Source organism: Arthrobacter sp. AOP29-A2-19, assembly GCF_058138025.1.
Map to the genome: position 1 here is coordinate 1,434,445 of NZ_CM176894.1, position 18,506 is coordinate 1,452,950.

Genomic DNA, 18,506 nt, shown 5'->3' on the forward strand with positions numbered 1-18,506 from the left:
ACGGACGCCGGGGAATAATGGTGCCGTGCCCCATCCCCTCACCCCCGTCCTGCTGCTCGGCGGCGCCTCCGGCGCCGGAAAGTCCTACCTCGCCGCGCGCTACGGCCGCCCGCACGTGGAACTGGACAACTTCTACCGGCAACTCTCCGAACACGTGCCCGCCTCGCCCCTTCCCGTGACGCCCTACGGCGAAGTGGACTGGGACCATCCCGGCACTTGGAACCGCGACGCCGCCGTGGACGCGCTGATGCTGCTGCTCGAGGCCGGCAGGGCTCAGGTCCCGAATTATTCGATCGCCACGTCCAGCTACGCGGGGTACCGGGACGTGGCGCTGGAGGACGGCCCGGTGGTCGCCGAGGGCGTCTTCGTGGACGAGGTCGCCGATCCGCTGCGCGCCAGGGGCGTCGCCGTGGACGCGCTCTACATCGACGTCCATCCGACGACGACGGCGGTGCGGCGATTCGTGCGCGACGTGCGCGAGCGCCGCAAGCCGATTCCCTTCCTCCTGAAGCGGGGATGGGCGCTGTTCCGCGCGGACCGAGCCATACGCCGCCGCTACGTGGCGGCCGGATTCCGGCCGGTCTCCAAGCGCCGTGTCAGGCGCATCCTCTCCTCCGCCTCGCCGCTAGGGGCGCACTGACCCCGGCATCGGCCGCACGGTCAGGATCTGTTCGCTGCGCCCAAAGGGTCCGGCGACGTCGTGCAGGACGGCGGACGTGAGCCCGATTCCGTCGCTGCCGTAGGTCTGCTGGGCCTGCAATCCCAGCCATTCCCCCACGGGCCGGCGGTGCATGTGGATCTGCAGGTCCACGTTGGGAAACATCCACGAGGCGGGGCCGGGCTCGACACGGGGCGCCACGCCGTTTGCGGTGTCGACCAGGCCGACCAGCCGCACGAGGTCCGGCGTCCGGATTCCCCCGACCATGCTGTGCGGAGTGCGCAGCCACACCACGCCGCGCCCGGGGCGGTGGCCGGGCTCGACCCGGAAGTCGAGCTGGGCGATGTAGCCGCCGGGCCAAGGCGCCATGCCGTCCCACGGCGGCAGCTCCTCCGGATGCGACACCGGATGGTCCTCGAGGGCCGCCACGCTGGTGGAGTCCTGGGTCTTGAGCCGCCACGCCCGCGCGATGACGGCGGTCCGCCCGGCACAGATCATCTCGGCCTCGACGAGTTCTATGGTCCGCCCGGGGCGCACCATGCGGGTGGTCACCTCGAATTCGCCACCGTGGATGATGCCGAGGATGTCCAGGCTGATCCGCGCCATGCGCAGGTCCTCCCTGGGCCGGAAGGCCTCCAGCTCGTGCGCGATGATGCCGGTGGCCGGAGCCATGTGCTGCTCGTGGGCGTTCCAGGCGCCCTGGGCGTGGACGGTGGAACGGTAGCGCCCGCCTCCGAGGCTCTCGTAGAAGAAGTCACCGACGGCCAGTTCCGTCTCCTGCCCGGTGCCGGGGGCGTGCGCCATGGTGGCGGTCCTTTCGCGCGGCCGCGGTGGCCGACTCCTCACGCCAGCCTATTCCGCCGTTGGACGGGGCGGAAACGCGGGGGCCGGGAGCCTAGGGGACGTCGAAGGCGAGCGGAATGACCTCGATCCGCCCCGAGGAGTCGGTGACCAACAGGACGCTCCGGCCGGAGACCCCCTCCAACGACCGCAGGAGCGCCGCAGGATCCGGCCCGGGACCGGCGCTGCTGGCCCGCTCCCACACGGTGACGCGCGCCCCCGTGGCGTCGCCGATGGCGGACTCCAGCCCGGCCACCGAGCCGCCGGGGGCCACCAGCACCACGTGTTCGATCGTGCGGGGGCGCCCGGCCGCGGTGACGGCGAGCGCCGAACGGTCGCGCCTCCAGACGGAGAAGTGGTAGGCGGCGGCCAGCCCCGTGGCGACAAGAAGGCCGAACGGTGCCCTCACGCGCTCGACCAGTCCCGATCCGGTGACGTCGTCCAGCAGGAACTCGAAGAGCCGGTAGCCGATCACCAGCAGCGTGACCAGCGCGACGACGGCACTGGCGCCGAACACCACCACCAGGTACACGCGGCGGCCCGACGGTTCGGCCGCGGCCGCGGGCCGCCAGACCAGCCACCAGACCGGCGCACCCACCACGAGCGCGCTGATCCCTCCCAGCAGGAGTGCGCGGGTGTCGTCCCCGGCGAGCGGCGAGGCAGCCATCGCCAGGACGGAGTTCACGATCACACCGATCCCGGACGCCGCCCCCACGAGAGCCACGCCCGCGACGACCAGCCCGCCGGCCCGCCGGACCGTTTCGCCGCGCCGGTCGGCCACGGGGCGGTGGTAGGCCCAGACCGCGAGCCCGACGGCGGCGGACGCCAGCCCGGGCGGCAGCGGCCCCAGCAACTGCAGGATGGGGTCGGACCTGTCGAAGGCCAGGCGGAGAAGCACGTAGAGGACCGTGCCGATGCCGCCGAGCGCAAGGGCTGCGGCCCCGAGGACGCCGGTGACCACCAGGGCCACGTCCGCCAGGCCGCCGGAGAGGTGGCGGACGCGCTGGCGGTACCAGTGCCACCACCAGATTGCGGCTCCGCCCAGCGCCCAGACGAGGGAACCGGCGGCGAACCTCCACCACGGGTCGCCGACGGCCGTCGCGTCGCCGGCCGCGCGGACCGCCGCTTCGAAGAGGCGGGAGAGGGCCCCGACCGTGTTGGCCACGCCGAGAATCAGGCCGAAGACGGCGCCGACGACTCCCGGAACGCTCGACAGCCTTGCGGGCCCCTTGTGTGGATGCCGCGACATCCACGAGTGCCACAGCCAAACGCCCGCCCACACCAGCGCCGTCGAGAGGCCAGACTGCCAGCCGAAGGCCTCGCCGGTCACCAGCAGGGCGCCGAGCCCCAGCAGGGAGCTCGCCGACACGATGAGCGCCACCACGTACATCGCGGCGACGTAGACCCCCCAGGCCAGGGAGGAACGCTCGGCGGGCGCGTCGGCGCGTCTCCAGACGGCCCACCACAGCGCCGCTGCCAGCGGCCCGCCGACGAGGGCGAAGGCCAGGGCCATGGCCATGCCCGTGACGTCCGTCCCGGCGAACTCCGCGCCCTCCCCCAAGAGGCGCGCCAGCAGCCCGCTGAGGCCGGTGGCCGCGATGGACACCAGCACATAGAGCAGGACGAACACCACCAGCCGCCGCACGGTGGACTGGGCCGTCCCGGCGGTGCCGGCGGTCGCGTTCAAGCGGTCGGTCGTCACCTGGCCGCCCCCTTGCCGCCGCAGGCCATCAGTTCCCAGGGGACCGAGTCAATGAACCACTTGCCGCCCGACTTGACCAGGTCGAAGGCCCCCTCGGTCTCGTACTCGGACGCCCCGAAGGGACTGCCCCCGCCCTGCGAGACCACGATGGCGACCACCACGTCCGCGGACTCCGGGCGCTCGGTGGTGGACACGAGGGTGACCCGCGTGCTGGAGGCCGCGAGGCTCTCGAAGCCTTGGCAGTTCTCCCTCGCGCGGTCCGTCAGGTAGGCGGAGGCGGCCGCCTCGTCGCCGTCGATCGCCGCGGCCGCGTAGCGCTGCACCACTCCCTGCGGCGTCCGCTCGTCCAGCAGTTCTGGCCCGCCACGGGAAAACACGACGGCGAGCGCCACGACCACCAGGACGGCGACGGCTCCGACGATCACCAGGAGCGTGCGGTCCGGCCCTCTGCGACCTTCCTTCATGGCCACAGTATGTCCCACAAGGTGTCCCCCGACTAGTGTGTTCACGCCGCTGCCAACACGCCTCCTTGCCGCACGGAGCCCGCCCGTGGCCAACAAGCATTGCCCGGGGAGCCCGGGCGAGCCTAGCGTGATGGCCACGGCCGGCATTTCCGCCAAGGAGGCACCATGGACCACTTCGCGAGGCTGTTCCGCGGAGACCCCAGGGGTGCGTCGTGACGCCGGGAGGCCCGCGGGCGGGCGGCCCGCTCGTGGTTCCCCTTGACGCGGCGACGCGCGAGCCCTTGTCCAACCTCGGCGGCAAGGCAATGAACCTGGTGAGGCTGGCCGGGGCGGGCCTCCCGGTGCCGAAGGGCTTCTGCCTCACGGCGGACGCCTACCGCATGGCTGTGCCGCCATCGCTGGACTCCGTGGCCGGGCAACTGGACGACCTGCCGACCGGCGCCACGCCCGAGCGCGAAGAACTGGCGCGGCAGGCGCGCGCGATCGTGGCCTCCGCGTCCGTGCCTCAGGAGGTCGACGCGGCGGTCCGGGCGGCCTACGCCGAAATGGCGCCCGGGGAATCCGTGGCGGTCCGCTCCTCGGCAACGGCGGAGGACCTGCCCTTCGCCAGCTTCGCGGGCCAGCAGGACTCGTTTATGGGGATCAGGGGTGCCGACGCCGTCGTCGGGGCCGTGCACGACTGCTGGCTCTCGCTTTGGAACGATCGCGCGGTGGCCTACCGCTCGGCCAACAGGGTCGGCAACCGCGGCGCGTCCATGGCCGTCGTGGTCCAGGTCTTCGTCGACTCCGAGGTGGCCGGCGTGATGTTCACCGCCAATCCAGTCAGCGGAACGCGGACGCAGACCGTCATCGACGCGGCCGCGGGCCCCGGGCAGGCCGTGGTTTCCGGCGCACTGAACCCCCACCACATCGTGGTGGACACCGTCTCCGGCGACGTTGTCGACGAACCCTCGCGGACCCCGCCCGCCGGGGTCGACCCGTCGCCGCGGTCGCTCCTGACCAAGCAGAGGATCCGGGACCTTGCCGCGCTGGGGCACAACGCCCAGCTCCTGATGGGTGCGCCCCAGGACATCGAGTGGGTCATCGACGTCTCCAGGCGCCTTTGGGTCACGCAGTCCAGGCCCATCACCACGCTCTACCCGCTTCCGGAGGATGACGACGCGCCGGACGCGCCGTCCCTCCCGGAGACGGAGCGCGTGTACCTCTGCGCGACCCTGCTGCAGGGACTGACGAGGCCGCTGACCCCCATGGGCCTGGCCTTGTTGGGCCGGATGCGCAGCCGCGGACCGTGGCGGTTCGCGAATCCGGGCCTCCGGATGTACGTCGACATCACGCCGATGCTCGGCACACGGCTGGGGCGCGCGATGTCCCTGCGGATTCTGCCGCTCGCCGACGGCCGTTCCGCCGAACTGCTCCCGGAGCTGCTGCGCGACCCGCGCTTCGCCGTCCGTCGGCGCTGGCGGACGCCGCGCTTCGAGCGGGCGCACAACCGCACCCGCGGGGAGGGCAGGCGCACGCGCCGGGACGACGGAGCGGAGACCACGGGCACCCCGATGCTCCGCTCGCTGCCCGCCATGGTCCAGGCGCTCGTGTGGCCGGAAGCGGCCCTCCGGCGGGCCGACGCCTACGGCCGGCGCGCCGCCGAGGGCAACGGCATTCCCGGCAACCATGGCGCTCGTGCGCGCCTGGCGGCGCTGGAGAGGGAATTCGACTTCAAGTTCGAACCGCTGATCCAGGCCACGTTGCCCGCGCCGGCGGTGGGATACATCATGCTCGCCGTCGCGCGGCGGCTCCTGCGCGGGATAGCGCCGCCGAGGGAGCTCGAGGCCGTGCTGCGCGGCCTGCCGCACAACGTCACCACCGAGATGGATCTGGAGCTGTGGCGCCTCGCCGCGGACATCGGCAAAGACCCGTCGGCACACCGGATCTTTGCCGGGAACTCGCCCGCAGCGTTGGCGGAGCTCCTCGCCGCAGGACAGCTCCCCGCCCGCGCGCAGTCCGGACTGCGGGACTTCCTGCACCGCTACGGCCACCGCGCCGTCGCCGAGATCGACGTCGGCATGCCCCGCTGGGCGGAACGCCCCGAACACCTCCTCGGCATGGTCTCCAACTATCTGGCCCTCGCTGATCCTCGGCAGGCGCCGGACGTGCTTTTCCAACGCGCCGCGGACAGGGCCGAGGAAAAGATACGCGAGCTCGTGGCGGCGGCCGCGGCCCGCGGCCCGCTACGCGGGCGGCTCGTGGCGCTGAGCCTGCGCCGCGTGCGCCAGCTGGCCGGGCTCCGGGAACTCCCGAAGTTCCACGTGGTCCGAATCCTGGGACGGATCCACCGCCAACTCCTTCTCGTCGGCGCCGATCTGGTCGGCAGCGGGGCGATCGGCGAGGACGACGACGTCTTTTTCCTCAGGCCCGACGAGCTGGCCGTCGGTCTGCGCGGCGCCGACCTGACCGGGCTGGTGGGTGCACGGCGCCGGCTCTACGAGTCGGAGCTGCATCGTCGCCACATCCCCCGGCTGCTGTTGTCCGACGGCACGGACGTCGAGGCGGCGCACCTGGCCCGGCGCGCGGCCGCGGGGCGCGGAACGCCGGAACGAGGGCTGCTCGGCACGCCCGCCTCGGCGGGCACCGCGACGGGGAGGGTCCGCGTGGTCCGCGATCCCATCGGGGCCAGGATCGAACCCGGGGAAATCCTGGTGGCCCCCTCCACCGATCCCGGCTGGACACCGCTCTTTATGACCGCGGGTGCGGTGGTCATGGAGATGGGGGGCGTCATTTCGCACGGCGCGGTGGTCGCCCGCGAATACGGCATCCCGGCCGTCGTGGGTGTTCCGGACGCAACCACACGCCTGCGCACCGGACAGGTCGTCACGGTCGACGGCGCCGCGGGCACCGTATCCGAGGCGACCGACGAGGCAGGATAGGCGGTCTCGAATCCGTGCTGCCGGCGGCCTAGCCGGCGGTGACCGAGCCCACCCAGGCGGACAAGGTGGGGAGGGCGGCCCGGAACCTGGCACCGGTGATGGTCGTCTTCTGCCCCGTGGCGGTGGTCGCCGTGGCCGAGGAGATCGTGAGGTCGTTGTTCTTGGTGACGGAGACGGACACAACGTCCTTGACCGCGAAGGCCGCCGCGACTTTCGCCTGCGTCGCCTTGTAGGCCCACGCCCGGTACGGGTTTCCGGAGGCCGCCGAAACGGAGTAGGGGTCCGCGCGGGACTGCAGGTAGTCGTGGTTGGTCCCCCACACCGACTGTGCCGTCCGCGTCTTGCCGCCCGAGGAGGAGAAGTAGACGGCGTCGATCAGCACGCCGTTGTACTGCACCACGGTGGCGGAGACCGGTACGCCCGAGGACTTGACCTGCGTGGCGTTGACCGCGGCCTTCCACTTGGCGCCGCTGGTGCCGCCGCCCTCGTTCTCCTTCGACCAGCCGGTGAACTTCTGCGAGGCGACCTCGTCGTAGACGTTGCACTCGCAGGCGGCCTTGAGGGAGTTCATGTTGCGCATCGCGTACGTCCGCCCTGCGATGGCCTGCGCCTGAAGGGCGGCCGGCTCCCAGGAGGAGGGCATCTCGGCGAGGCCGTAAAGGTATTCGTCGTTCATCCGGACCTGGTTGACCAGGTTGAGCCGGCCGCCCAGGACGGACACGTTGATCTTCCCGTGGCGGTACGTTCCCAGGGAGGTCCCCCCGGAGGCCTTCGGAACGGACACGGTCGTCGCGGCGCCGGACCAGTAGCGGGTGCCCTCCCACTGCACGCCGAGCGGGCCCCCTGCGGTGTACGACGTCGATCCGATGGTGGCGACGACCTTGCCGTTGGACACCTTGAGCGACACGGGCGCGGACGTGGTCGCCAGGACCTTCGCCCCGTCCAGGATCCGGAGCCGCCCGCCGGCGGGGGTGATCGTGCTGGTGGCCGCGGCCAGGAGCTGGACCTTGATCTCGCTGGACGCGTGGTTCGCCGTGGTGGCCGTCCGCGCCGGGGCGTAGTAGTGGGCCAGGATGGCCGGCGCGCCCAACCCGGACTTGGCCATGCCCTGCGCGCCGTACTGGCTCATGCCCACTCCGTGGCCCCAGCCGGCGCCGGCGATGGTGAAGCTGGCGGGGACGGCGGCGGGAGGATCCGTCGGCGACGGAACGCTGGTGGCCGGCGGTGCGACGTAGGCGCCGAGGTAGGCGCCGGATGCCCATCCGGTGGTGGCGCCGGCCTTGATCTGGCGCCACGTGGTCGATCCGATCTTGGTGGTCTTTCCGGTGGCCGACACGCCGGTTCCCTTGGCCACCAGGGCCAGGACCTTCCCGGACGGGGCGGACGCGCGCAGGTTGACGTTGGCCGTCGTCGTGAACTTGCCGGGGGCACCGCTGGTCACCGGAGGGGTCGACGGGGAGGCCGCCACCTTCTTGAGGTAGGCGCTGGAGGCCCAGCCCGTCCGCGTGCCGAACCTCACCTGATACCAGGTCTTGCCGGAGACCTTGCGCGCCGCGCCCGTGGTCGTCACGACCGAGCCCTTCTTCATCGTGACGACGACGGAGCCGGAGGGTGCGCTTTTGCGCAGCAGCAGAGCGGTGGTCGTTGTGTACTTGACGTTCTTCGCGGTGGTCGCGCTCGTGACGGGCGGCGCGGAAACCGTCTTCGTGGTGGTCTTCTTCACGTAGGTCTTCGCGACCCATCCCGTGCGCCCGTTGGCGGTGACCTTGTGCCACGTGCCCTTCGTGGCGCGCAAGGCCAGCTTTGTTCCCTTTTTGAGGACCGCCACGGAGCGGTGCTTCGTTGATGCGCCGGACCTCAGGTTCAGGTTGGCGGTCGTCGTGTACGTGACGGTCGTCTTCGTTGTCGCCGCGGGTATCGCGGGGGCGACGCTCGGCGCGGTGGCGACGGGGGCGGCCGCGGCCGGCGTGGCCGTTCCGGCGGCCAGTGCCAGCGCGGTCAGGGTCACCACCGTCATGTGGCGGGCACGCGATGTGAAGCGGACATGGCGCGGCAGATCGACGCTGTTGTTCATGATTCCCCCGTGAAGCAAGTGATGAGTGTTGCTAAAACGAACTATAGAGGTAAATGGGTCATGTGGGTACAGTTCTGCCGCGGCGCAGCGCGACACGCCGCGGCCGCTCCGCCGGACGGCCCCACGGCGCCAGGTGTTGTTTCCCCGCCGCACCCGGGCGATCATGTGGCTATGAATTCCGGTCAAGCGGCCGAACCGGCCGAAGCGCAGTCCGGCGACGGCAGCCGCCTCACGCTGCCGGAGGAGTTCCTGCTGCTGGCGCTTCGGGAGGTCGACGGCCGTAGGCAACTCTCCCGGTCCGTGCTGAAGGTCGGCGTTGCCGGCGCCAAGCTGGCCGAGCTGGCCGTGCTGAAAGCCATCGATCTGCGCGGCATGAACGTCACTGCGACGGGCCGCGTCCCCGAAACGGAGTACGAACACGAGCTGGAGCTGATCCGGGACAAGTCGCGTCCGCACACCGCGCACCACTGGGTGTCGCAGCTGGAGAGCGGCAGGGAGCTGCGGCGGATCTGCGAGCGGTTGGTTGAGAAGGGAATCGTCGACCACACCGCCGCGCGGGCCCTGGGCATCATCCCGGTCACGCGCTACCCGCGGAAGGACCACGGCTACGATGCGGCTCTGCAGGGACGCATCGAGAAGACGCTGGCGGGAGGCGTGGACGATCCGCGCACGGAGGCCCTGATCGCCCTCCTGGACGTCGGCGGACTCCTGCACCGGGTCGTCGGCAAGCCGCCGGATCCCGCGAGGCTCAACGAGGTCGCCCGGCACCAGTGGCCGGCCCACGCCGTCGCCGCCGAGCTCGGGGCGATCGCGTTCGCCGAGGAGGAGGCGCGAACCTGACACCCGCCGGACCGCGTCTCGCCCACGGCGGGTGATGCGGGCGGGGGCATCCCGGCGGAGTCTGGAACGACGGCGGCGTCGCCTCCATCGTTGGACGTCGCGCCGCTCCCTGCACGGAAGCCCAGGTACAGGCCATGCGAGAAATCCTGCGCAACGCGGACCTCATCGCGCTGCTCCTTTTCATCGGCCATGCGGCGTTGGCGCTCGTGGCGGCCGTCTTCGTGTCGGCGAACCGGCGTCCCTCCGCCGCCATCGCGTGGGTCATGGCCATAGTCTTTATCCCCTTCCTCGGCGTTCTCGCGTTTCTCCTGGTGGGCATCGGGAAGCTCCCCAAGGCGCGCCGGGAGAAGCAGCGGCTAGTGGACGCGGAAGTGCTGGGCAGGACCGAGGGCCTTTCCCAGGTGGGCCACCGGGCGGCCTGGCCCCCTTGGCTGCCGTCCGCGGTGGAACTGAACCGCAACCTGGGGGCGCTGCCCATGGTCGGCGGAAACCGGGCGGAGTTGCTGGAGGACTACGACGGCACGTTCGATCGCATGATCTCCGAAATCGACGGCGCAACCACATACGTGCACGTCGAGTTCTACATCCTGGTGCTGGACCCGGCGACGAGGCCGTTCTTCGATGCCCTCGAGAGGGCGATCGGGCGCGGCGTTGCCGTGAGGGTCCTTTCGGACCATCTGGCGGGGCTGCTGGATTCCCATCGCGCCGATACGCGGAATGCCTTTCGGAGGATGGGCGCCGACTGGCATGCCATGCTCCCGCTGCGGCCGCTCAAGGGCCAGTGGCAACGCCCCGACATGCGCAACCACCGCAAAATCGTTGTCGTCGATGGCCGCGTGGCATTCACCGGCTCCCAGAACCTGATTGACACGTCCTACAACAAGCCCGGCAACCTCCGCAGGGGGCTCACGTGGCACGAGCTGATGATTCGCCTCGAGGGCCCCGTGGTCCGCGAACTCGACGCGGTGTTCGTGGCCGACTGGTACAGCGAGACCGACGCCATGCTGCCGCTCGACACGTCGCCCGTCGTCCTCCCCTCGGTCGTGGGACTGGTCGACGCCCAGGTCCTCCCCAGTGGTCCGAGTTTCGACAACGACAACAACCTCAAGCTCTACACGACCCTGATCCACAAGGCCGAGAGCCGCGTCAGCATCACCAGCCCGTACTTCGTCCCGGACGAATCCATCCTGCTGGCAATCATCACCGCCGCCTCCCGGGGGCTCGACGTCGAGCTCTTCGTCTCGGAGGTCGGGGACCAGCCCTTGGTCTACCACGCGCAGCGCTCCTACTACGAGGCGCTCCTGCGGGCCGGGGTCCGCGTCTACCTGTACCGCGCGCCCAAAGTTCTCCACGCGAAACACTTCACCATTGACGACGACGTGGTTGTCATCGGATCCAGCAACATGGACCTGCGCTCGTTCACGCTCAACATGGAGGTGTCCGTGCTCGCCCACGGACGCGACCTCGCTGCCGCCATGCGGAGCATCGAGGACGGGTACCGCGCCCATAGTCGCGAACTGAATCTGAAGGACTGGATGCGGCGCCCCGCGCGGCAGAAGGCGTTCGACAACCTCGCACGTTTGACCTCCTCGTTGCAATAGGCGCCGCTTGGGCCGGCGACGCATCGGCGCCGCCAAGGTTCCGGCATCCGGACGACTCTCAAGAAGGGCGGGAACGATGGGCAGCAACGGCACATCCACCGGAGCGGAAGCCCGGAAACGCCGGGAGGTCGCGGGTATCCTCCGGTGGACGGCGTCCCTGGTCCTGGTGGTGCTCGGCGCCGCCCTCTCGTCCGTCTCCGTCCCCGCGCAGCACGCGCACTCGCTCCTGCTCGATACCGACCGCTACGTGGCCACGGTCGAACCTTTGGCCACGGACCCGGTGGTCCAAACGGAAGTCATCGACCAAATCACCGACCAAATTTTGGCCACCGTCGACGTGGAGCGGATCGCCCGCGACGCGCTGGGCGAGCTGACCAGGAACACTCCGCGCGCGGCGCCGGCGATCACGGGGCTGGCGCCGGTCATCGCCGAGCGGACCAGATCGATGACGCGCTCCGCGGTGTCCCGCGTTGTGGCGTCGCCCCAGTTCAACGACTTGTGGATCCGCGCGAACCGCGCCGCGCACGAACGCCTGCTCAGCCTCGTCCGGGGTGGGACCGGCGGCGTCCTGAGCATGGACGAGCAGGGCACGGTCACCTTGTCGGCGCGCGCGATCACCGGCAGGGTCAAGGACGCGCTCGCTGGCGACGGGGCGGAGATCGCGAGTCGGATCCCGGACGTCGACGTCACGATCACGCTGTTCGAATCGCCGGAGTTGGCGCGGCTCGGCCGGGCCCTGGACGGTTTGGACCGGTCCTATCCGTTGGTGGCCTGGTTGGCGGCGGCCTGCTATGCCGTGGCCCTTGCCGCCGCTCCCGGTGGGGCAAGGCTCCGTGCCACCGCCGCGATCGGGATGGCCTTGGCCGTGGCCATGACTCTGCTCTCCGTCGCATTGTCCGTGGGACGACGCCTGTACCTCGGCGCGGTCCCGCCGGAAACAATCTCGCCAGCGGCCGCGGAGGTGCTCATCGACGCGGTCGCGGGGCCCCTGCCAGCGAAAGTCCGCGCGGTGTTTGTGGTGGGCCTGCTGATTGCGCTGGTGGCCTGGCTGCGCGGACGGCCCGGAAGTACCGATCGCGCGCCGCGGCGCATATCGCGACTCGCTGCGCGGCTCGCCGGCCGCTCGCGGGAAGGGACCCTGCGCCCGTGGCGCCACGCCATCGCGAGGAACCGGCCGGCGCTGGCGGCGTGCATCGTTGGCGTGGGCCTGCTGATCCTGGTGTTCTGGCCGGATCCCACACTCGCCGCGGTCCTCTGGACCGTGGGACTGGCCGCCGCGGCGCTCGCCGCGCTCCTCCTCCTGTGCCGCGCCGCCGCGGTGGGCACGCCGTAGTTCAGCGCCTCCTCCGCAGGCCCTGCTTTGCGGCGTAGAAGGTCACCTTGGCGATCATCATCAGGATGCCAAGCCCCGCGAGCATCTGGATCGTCACTACCGCACGCGAGAGCCGCGTCGACGGCGCGATGTCGCCGAAACCAACCGTCGCGAAGCTGCTGGCCGTGAAATACAGGGCATCGACCCTGTCCAGCGGCTCGCTGAAGGCGGCGACATCGGTGGTGGACATCGACAGGTACAGCAAGGCGAAGAGGCAGTGGAACGCCACGACGCACTCGACCACGGCCTCGGCCGCGCGGATCTGGGGGGCACGCGCACGGACCACGATGCGAACCTGCACCCCGAGCACCACCAGGAACGCCAAGGCCACAACGACCAGCCTGATCCACGCGGCGGTCGGGTTGTCGGCGTTGAAGCCATCGACCGGCAAGGTGAAGTAGCCGAGGAGGAAAACGGCGATGACCGCGATCGCCCTCGCAACGGCGACGACCGCGGCCCGACGCCGACCGGGCCGGCCCAGTTGCAGGAAGTCCGTCATCCCGTCAACGCACGCTCCTTGATGACCTCGTATTCATCCGGAGTGATGGTCCCGGCATCGAGCAACTTGCGGGCCTTGGCGATCTCGTCGCTCAGGCTGGTGCCGGCGACGGACCGAATGTATGAGGCCTGGGCGTCGTGGCGCAGTCCCGCCTCCCGCTGATTTCGCGCCGCCATGCCGGTTCCCCGCACGATGAGATACACGATGACGGAGATGACGGGGAGGAAGACCAGGCAGGCGATCCAAATGGCCTTGATCCACCCGTTGAGGGCCTTGTCCCTGAACAGATCGGTGATGATCGAGAACAGCGCGATCAAGAAAGCGATCAGTGCATAGCACCAGAAAAGGAACCAAAAGAAGTCCCAGAAGTTCGTCCAGAAGTTCATTCCCACTCCTCAAGCCGGCGCCCCATGGATGAGTGGCGCTTGGTGCTTGAAGTATCGGACGGGCAAGGCGCGGCGGCTTCACCCGCCGGAGATGAGATTCGGCCCCGCCCCCGGGTCCGGCACGGGGGTGCCACCGTTCGCGGCGGGCAACGGCCGGGGTACAGCGAATTCGCGGTTCATCCCTGAAGGGTGATCCTTGGGCCTTGCCGCCGTGGTGCGATGGGATCGGAAAGGACGACTTATGTGCCGCTGGCTCGCCTACTCCGGTTCGCCCGTGAACTTGGAGGACCTGCTCTACAAACCTGAGCGCTCCCTCGTGATGCAGAGCAAGGATTCGAAACTGGGCGCCGAGACCATGAACGGTGACGGGTTCGGGATTGGCTGGTACTCGACGCTCCGCCGTCCCGGGCTGTTCCACAGCACGGATCCCGCCTGGAACGACAGGAACCTGCGCGAGCTCTCGGCGCTGGCCTGGTCCGGCCGCGTGTTTGCGCATATCCGCGCATCCACGGGAACGGCGGTTCAGCAGACCAATTGCCACCCCTTCCGGCACGACCGGTGGTTGTGGATGCACAACGGGCTGATCCGGGACTTCTCCAGGATCAAGCGCGACCTGACGCTTGCCGTCGATCCCCCGCTGTTCCCGCGGATCGAGGGGTCCACCGATTCGGAGCTGTTCTTCTACCTGGCGCTGACGTTCGGCCTCGAAAAGGATCCTCCCGGGGCGGTCGCCCGTGCCGTCCGCCTGATCGAGGACACCGGCCGGAAGCACGGCGTCGAGCATCCCATGCAGATGACGGTGGCGACGACGGATGGTGAAACGACGTGGGCGTTCCGCTACTCCAGCGAGGGGCAGTCGCGCTCGCTGTTCCGGAGCACCGACATTTCGGCGCTCCGCGCCCTTCATCCAACCAACGAGCTGCTCAAGGGCCTCTCCGACGACGCCCGCCTGGTGGTCTCCGAACCGCTGGGCGACCTCGAGGGAGCCTGGCAGGAGGTTCCGGAAGCCTCCTGCCTGACCGTGCGCGGGGCCGAGGCCGACGTCGCGCCGTTCTCCCCTTCCGAGGGATAGCCGGCTCCACGCCGGAGTCGGACAAGTACGTTGACGTCAGATGAGTCCGCGTGCGGCGGCGATCCGTACCGCCGAACGTCGGCTGGTCACGCCGAGCTTGCGGTAGATGGACCGCTGGTGGGTCTTCAGGGTGTTGACGGAGATGAAAAGCGTGTCGGCGATCTCCGCGGCGGTCAACATGGACCGCATGTAGGAGAGGATCTCCCGCTCCCGCTCGGAAAGCGTCCAGGAGATGTGTTGCCGGCGTTGCACGTGCTCCGGCGGATGCTGCGCCAAGGTCGAAGCAACGAAGGCGTCGTGGGCCGTGCCCCAGGCCGCGTGCTGGACCAGAAGTTGAAGCAGGTCGCTCCTGCGCTCGACGAACGGGCGCAGAATGGATTCGGGCTCGGCGCGTTGGACCGCGTACTCGAGCCGCTCGTGGGCAGCGGCCGGATCCCCGGCCGAGTGGGCGATGAGCGCCTCTGTCAGCGCCCCGCTGGCTTCTATGTATGGTGCGTTCTGCTGCCCTGCGAGTGCTTCCGCGCACACCAGCGCCTTCTCGGGCTCCCCCGCCTTCCGTAGCAGTTCGGCCACCAGCGCATCTGTCAGCGGGGAGACGCCTCCCTTGGCGAGTGGACGGACAATGACCGCGGCCCCCGCGATATCGCCCACCGCCTCGCGCAGCTTTGCGGCGGCGACGGCCCCCAAGGCCGGCCACGCCGCATCGTGGGACCCTTGCCTGTCAAACGCCTCCAGCGCCAGGGCCGACGCCGCGATCCGGGCAGGATCTCCCGACGCGCAGTCCACAAGGACCCTGTAGACCATGGGTAGCGAGTCCGCCGGGAAAGGGTCGCTCCCGAGATCCATGACCTCGGCGAGTTCGAGGTCGGCGCGTCCCAGATCGTCCTGCCAGTAGCCCGCCATGCCGCGTGCCACCCATACCGGGGCGATACGTTCGCGGCAGGGCCAGGAAACTGCCCGCGCCTGGTCGAGTGCCACTGTGCCTTGTTCCTCGGCCGCCGCGAAGTCACCATTGAGCGAGTATGCCAAGGCGAGCTCCGCGGCCGCGCAAACCTCGACCGTGATCAGGCCGTTGGCCCTGCCCGCCGCCGTCGCCGCCTGCAGCAGGTCGGCCGAGTCTCTTCCGGGACGCGCGGACCGCGACTCGGCGCGGCCCAAAAGAAAGAGCCCGCTCGCCAGCGTGGCGGTGGGGTGTTCCGTGGCCCGGTCGACCAGCTGCATTCCCGCACGGGAGGCCGCGGCGGGATCAACGCCGCCAAGCACAAAGAGCTCGAAAAGGTCGTGGTTGACCTCGAGGCGGCGGTGCCGCGCCGCGCCAAGCCCACCCATGGCCGCCGACGCGCGTCGCCCCAGCGCGTCGGCCATTGCCTGGTCCCCCGCGAGGGCACGGCAGGCCGACCGGACCTGCAGGATTTCCGGGTCCTCGCTCCACGGGAACGGCAGGCCGACGCAGAGCTCCTCCAGTTGCTCCGTCGCACCCGAAAAGACCATCTCGAGCCAGTGTTCCCCGATCGACCTCACCGCCGTTTTGGGTTCCCGGCCCAGCAGGGCCTCGGCCACGCAGGTGCGCACGTCCACGTCCCGATAGTGGCGCGCCGCCCTGCGATGGAGTTCCTCCCCGAACAGCGGGTCACGCTGGGAAACGATGGCGCGGCAGGCCGTGGCGAAGAGCGGCTGCCAGCGATACGTGGCCTCCGCGTGGTCGACACGTTCCTCTTGCAGAAAGAAGCCATGGCGAAGGCAGTGTTCGAGGAGCATCGAACCCTCCGCGTCCCCCTGCAGCGCGATGGCCAACTGGCGGCCAACGGTGTCCCTCGTGGTCGCCCTCAGGACGAAGTCAGCGATCGAATCGGGACAGCGCGCCAGCACCTCCTCGGCGACGTATTCGAGGAATGCCCGGCGCGGCTCGGGCGAAAACGCGTCTGCGGGGGCGGACCCGTCCCCCCGGAGAACCAGGCCCTCCGTGATTGCCACGGGCCAGCCCGCCGTCGCACCCCACAGCCCCGCGCCTTCCGCCTCACCGTCGAATCCGTGCATCGACATCAGGTCGCACGTTTCCTCACGCGTGAAGCCGAGGGCGTCGGCCCGAATGTCCGTGACGGTTCCGTGGATTCGATGGGCGGCGAGGGACAGCGCGGGGTCGCCACGCGAAGCTAGGACCAAGTGCAACCGGGCGGGCCCTGAAGCGACGAGTGTCCCCAGAAGTCCACCGTCCAGGTCGGATCCGCCCAGGTGCACGTCGTCGATGACCAGGGCCATGGGTTCGGACAGCGACTCGAGGGCCCGTGCGACGCGGCGGTAGGCCTCCGGCGGATCGTCCCCCTGGCGGGGGTCGAGCCCCATCAGCGCGCCGCGGGCGGGTCCGGGGAGGTTCGCCGCCGTCGTCTGCAAAGACGCGACGATCCAGCGGTACAGGTTGCCGGGGTCGGAGTCGGACGGGTCCAAGGTCAGCCATGCGCAGGCCACGTCGCTGCCGCGCGACCAGTCGCCGAGGAGCGTCGTCTTGCCGTAGCCGGCGGGTGCGGAGACCACGGTCGTCCGGTGGGAACCGTCGGCGAAGGCTACGGCCTCTTCCAGCCGGCGGCGTCGCAAAGTCCCGAATTGGCCCTCGGGGGCGCGGATCTTCACATGCGGCGCGGTCGGCGCCGCGAAGGACGGCGCTTCGCCCAGCCCCGCCGCCACGGGACCCGGGTTGTGCGCCGCCACCGGGTTCGGGTCCCGGCGCCCGGAGCCGGTCATTGGGCGTTGCGCCGTGGAACCACGACGTGTCTGACGATGAGGGTCAACGCTGCCGCCACCGGGTTGGCGATTAGTGCCCCGGCAAATCCCATGAGCACCGCCCCGGCCGTCGCCGAGATCAACACCGTGGCACCCGGGATGTGCAGGGCCTTCCCCATGGCCTTCGGCGTAAAGACGTAGGCCTCGACCTGCATGTACACCAGCATCGCCAACAGCACGATCAGGGCGGCCGTGGGCGAGCTCAGCAGGGCGAGGAGGGTCATCAGGATTGTTGTGACGACCGTGCCGATGAGCGGTATCAACGTGATGAAGAACGCGGCGAAGGAGATCATCCCGGCAAAGGGGACGCGGGTGAGCGTCAGGAGGACAAGGCTGAAGCCCGCGTTGATCGCGGACAGCACCACCATTCCGCCGAGGTAGCGCCCGATGGAGTCTGTGATTTTTTCCGTGAGGTAGATGGTCGTGCGGCGCTTCGAGGCGCTGACCAGGGAGTAGAAGCCCCTCTTGATGCTCTTCAGGGAGGCGAGGAAATACAGGGTGAGCACCGCCGTGAAGAACCCTGATGACACCCACCCGGCGAGTCCCCCACCCAGGGCCAGCGCCCCGCCCGCAACCGATCCCCAGAACGACGGTTGGCCAACGAGGCTGCCGAGCCACACGATGACCGCGTCCGCCCCGCCGTTCGTCGCCGCGTTGACACCCTGCACGGACGGATGGTCGGCCAGCCTGGACAGGCTGCCGGGCAACATGCGCGCGAACTCCACGGCCTGGGCAAGCACTGGAGGCAGCACCAGCAGCAGCACCATCCCGGCGAGCAGGCCGAACCCCACGGCTACGACGAAAATCGCCCTCCCTCTGGACAGGCCGCCGCGCACCAGCAGGTTGACGAGGGGGTTCAACGACAGCGCGATGAACATCGCTGCGCAGACGTCGAAAACGACGCCGGACATCACCGCCAGCGACAGGGCCAATCCCAAGGCCAGAAGAGAGCCCATGGTCACCGTGAAACCCGTGGAGAACGGCGAACGGACGCTGCCGGACGGACGTGCGTGCACGGAGGTCCGCGGCGCCTCGGGGTGTTCGGCGACCCGCACGGGCGCCGGGGGCGCAACGGGACCATCGCTGACCAGAAAACCCGCGGCGGACCCGTCGAGGCTCTTGCCGCTGTCCTCACTCATGCTGACTCGATCCGTCTCCGCCATCGGGACGCCTGGCCGCTCTCGAACGGGAATCTGCCTGGCTCGCCACGGCCGCGGCGCTTCCAGTGTCTGGGGCTGCATCCTCTGCCCACTGTCCCCCGCCCCTTACCCCGACCGGATCACCCGTGAAGGGTGATTT

Annotated in this window: 14 protein-coding genes; 6 read left to right on the plus strand and 8 right to left on the minus strand. The window is 69.9% G+C overall.

Going from position 1 to position 18,506, the window contains the following annotated elements:
- Positions 1-25 precede the first annotated feature (25 nt).
- Positions 26-640: a uridine kinase family protein gene (locus AC3ZJJ_RS06555; RefSeq protein ID WP_489894691.1), complete on the plus strand. Its 615-nt coding sequence runs from the start codon at positions 26-28 to the stop codon at positions 638-640.
- On the opposite strand, the gene AC3ZJJ_RS06560 is transcribed toward AC3ZJJ_RS06555, so the two are convergent.
- The 3 genes from AC3ZJJ_RS06560 to AC3ZJJ_RS06570 form a co-directional block, all read right to left on the minus strand.
- Positions 626-1,462: a thioesterase family protein gene (locus AC3ZJJ_RS06560; protein ID WP_489894693.1), complete on the minus strand. Its 837-nt coding sequence runs from the start codon at positions 1,460-1,462 to the stop codon at positions 626-628. The two genes, AC3ZJJ_RS06555 and AC3ZJJ_RS06560, sit on opposite strands and share 15 nt — an antisense overlap.
- Positions 1,463-1,553: 91 nt before the next feature.
- Positions 1,554-3,200: a DUF5671 domain-containing protein gene (locus tag AC3ZJJ_RS06565; RefSeq protein WP_489894695.1), complete on the minus strand. Its 1,647-nt coding sequence runs from the start codon at positions 3,198-3,200 to the stop codon at positions 1,554-1,556.
- Positions 3,197-3,664 (minus strand): LpqB family beta-propeller domain-containing protein, encoded by a 468-nt coding sequence (locus AC3ZJJ_RS06570; protein WP_489894697.1) that lies wholly within the window; start codon positions 3,662-3,664, stop codon positions 3,197-3,199. Before AC3ZJJ_RS06570 ends, AC3ZJJ_RS06565 begins: the two co-directional genes overlap by 4 nt.
- 212 nt (positions 3,665-3,876) lie before the next feature.
- Here AC3ZJJ_RS06570 and AC3ZJJ_RS06575 point away from each other — a divergent pair, with 212 nt between their 5' ends.
- The gene (locus AC3ZJJ_RS06575; RefSeq protein WP_489894699.1) at positions 3,877-6,585 is read left to right on the plus strand and encodes a PEP/pyruvate-binding domain-containing protein; all 2,709 of its coding nucleotides are present in this window, start codon (positions 3,877-3,879) and stop codon (positions 6,583-6,585) included.
- Positions 6,586-6,613: 28 nt separating this feature from the next.
- Here AC3ZJJ_RS06575 and AC3ZJJ_RS06580 read toward each other — a convergent pair whose 3' ends face one another.
- Positions 6,614-8,659 (minus strand): SpoIID/LytB domain-containing protein, encoded by a 2,046-nt coding sequence (locus AC3ZJJ_RS06580; RefSeq protein WP_489894701.1) that lies wholly within the window; start codon positions 8,657-8,659, stop codon positions 6,614-6,616.
- A gap of 171 nt (positions 8,660-8,830) precedes the next feature.
- Between AC3ZJJ_RS06580 and AC3ZJJ_RS06585 the strand changes: the two genes are divergently transcribed.
- From AC3ZJJ_RS06585 to AC3ZJJ_RS06595, 3 genes are all read left to right on the plus strand, one after another.
- Complete coding sequence (locus AC3ZJJ_RS06585; protein ID WP_489894703.1) at positions 8,831-9,499, plus strand: GOLPH3/VPS74 family protein; 669 nt, start codon at positions 8,831-8,833, stop codon at positions 9,497-9,499.
- Between the two features lie 134 nt (positions 9,500-9,633).
- On the plus strand, positions 9,634-11,100 hold the full coding sequence (gene cls, locus AC3ZJJ_RS06590; RefSeq protein ID WP_489894705.1) for a cardiolipin synthase: 1,467 nt from the start codon (positions 9,634-9,636) through the stop codon (positions 11,098-11,100).
- Positions 11,101-11,176: 76 nt separating this feature from the next.
- Complete coding sequence (locus tag AC3ZJJ_RS06595) at positions 11,177-12,433, plus strand: hypothetical protein (RefSeq protein ID WP_489894707.1); 1,257 nt, start codon at positions 11,177-11,179, stop codon at positions 12,431-12,433.
- Position 12,434: 1 nt separating this feature from the next.
- Here AC3ZJJ_RS06595 and AC3ZJJ_RS06600 read toward each other — a convergent pair whose 3' ends face one another.
- Both AC3ZJJ_RS06600 and AC3ZJJ_RS06605 read right to left on the minus strand, forming a co-directional pair.
- Positions 12,435-12,971, minus strand: a complete 537-nt coding sequence (locus tag AC3ZJJ_RS06600; RefSeq protein WP_489894709.1) for a potassium channel family protein — start codon at positions 12,969-12,971, stop codon at positions 12,435-12,437.
- On the minus strand, positions 12,968-13,357 hold the full coding sequence (locus AC3ZJJ_RS06605; protein WP_489894711.1) for an SHOCT domain-containing protein: 390 nt from the start codon (positions 13,355-13,357) through the stop codon (positions 12,968-12,970). Before AC3ZJJ_RS06605 ends, AC3ZJJ_RS06600 begins: the two co-directional genes overlap by 4 nt.
- 274 nt (positions 13,358-13,631) lie before the next feature.
- On the opposite strand from AC3ZJJ_RS06605, the gene AC3ZJJ_RS06610 reads away from it, so the two are divergent.
- A complete protein-coding gene (locus AC3ZJJ_RS06610) occupies positions 13,632-14,429 on the plus strand; it encodes a class II glutamine amidotransferase (RefSeq protein ID WP_489894713.1) in 798 nt (265 codons plus the stop codon).
- Positions 14,430-14,465: 36 nt separating this feature from the next.
- On the opposite strand, the gene AC3ZJJ_RS06615 is transcribed toward AC3ZJJ_RS06610, so the two are convergent.
- Together AC3ZJJ_RS06615 and AC3ZJJ_RS06620 are read right to left on the minus strand one after the other, a co-directional pair.
- A complete protein-coding gene (locus tag AC3ZJJ_RS06615; RefSeq protein ID WP_489894715.1) occupies positions 14,466-17,168 on the minus strand; it encodes a helix-turn-helix transcriptional regulator in 2,703 nt (900 codons plus the stop codon).
- Positions 17,165-18,346: an AI-2E family transporter gene (locus tag AC3ZJJ_RS06620; RefSeq protein WP_489894717.1), complete on the minus strand. Its 1,182-nt coding sequence runs from the start codon at positions 18,344-18,346 to the stop codon at positions 17,165-17,167. The genes AC3ZJJ_RS06615 and AC3ZJJ_RS06620 overlap by 4 nt, the downstream gene beginning before the upstream one ends.
- Positions 18,347-18,506: the final 160 nt, after the last annotated feature.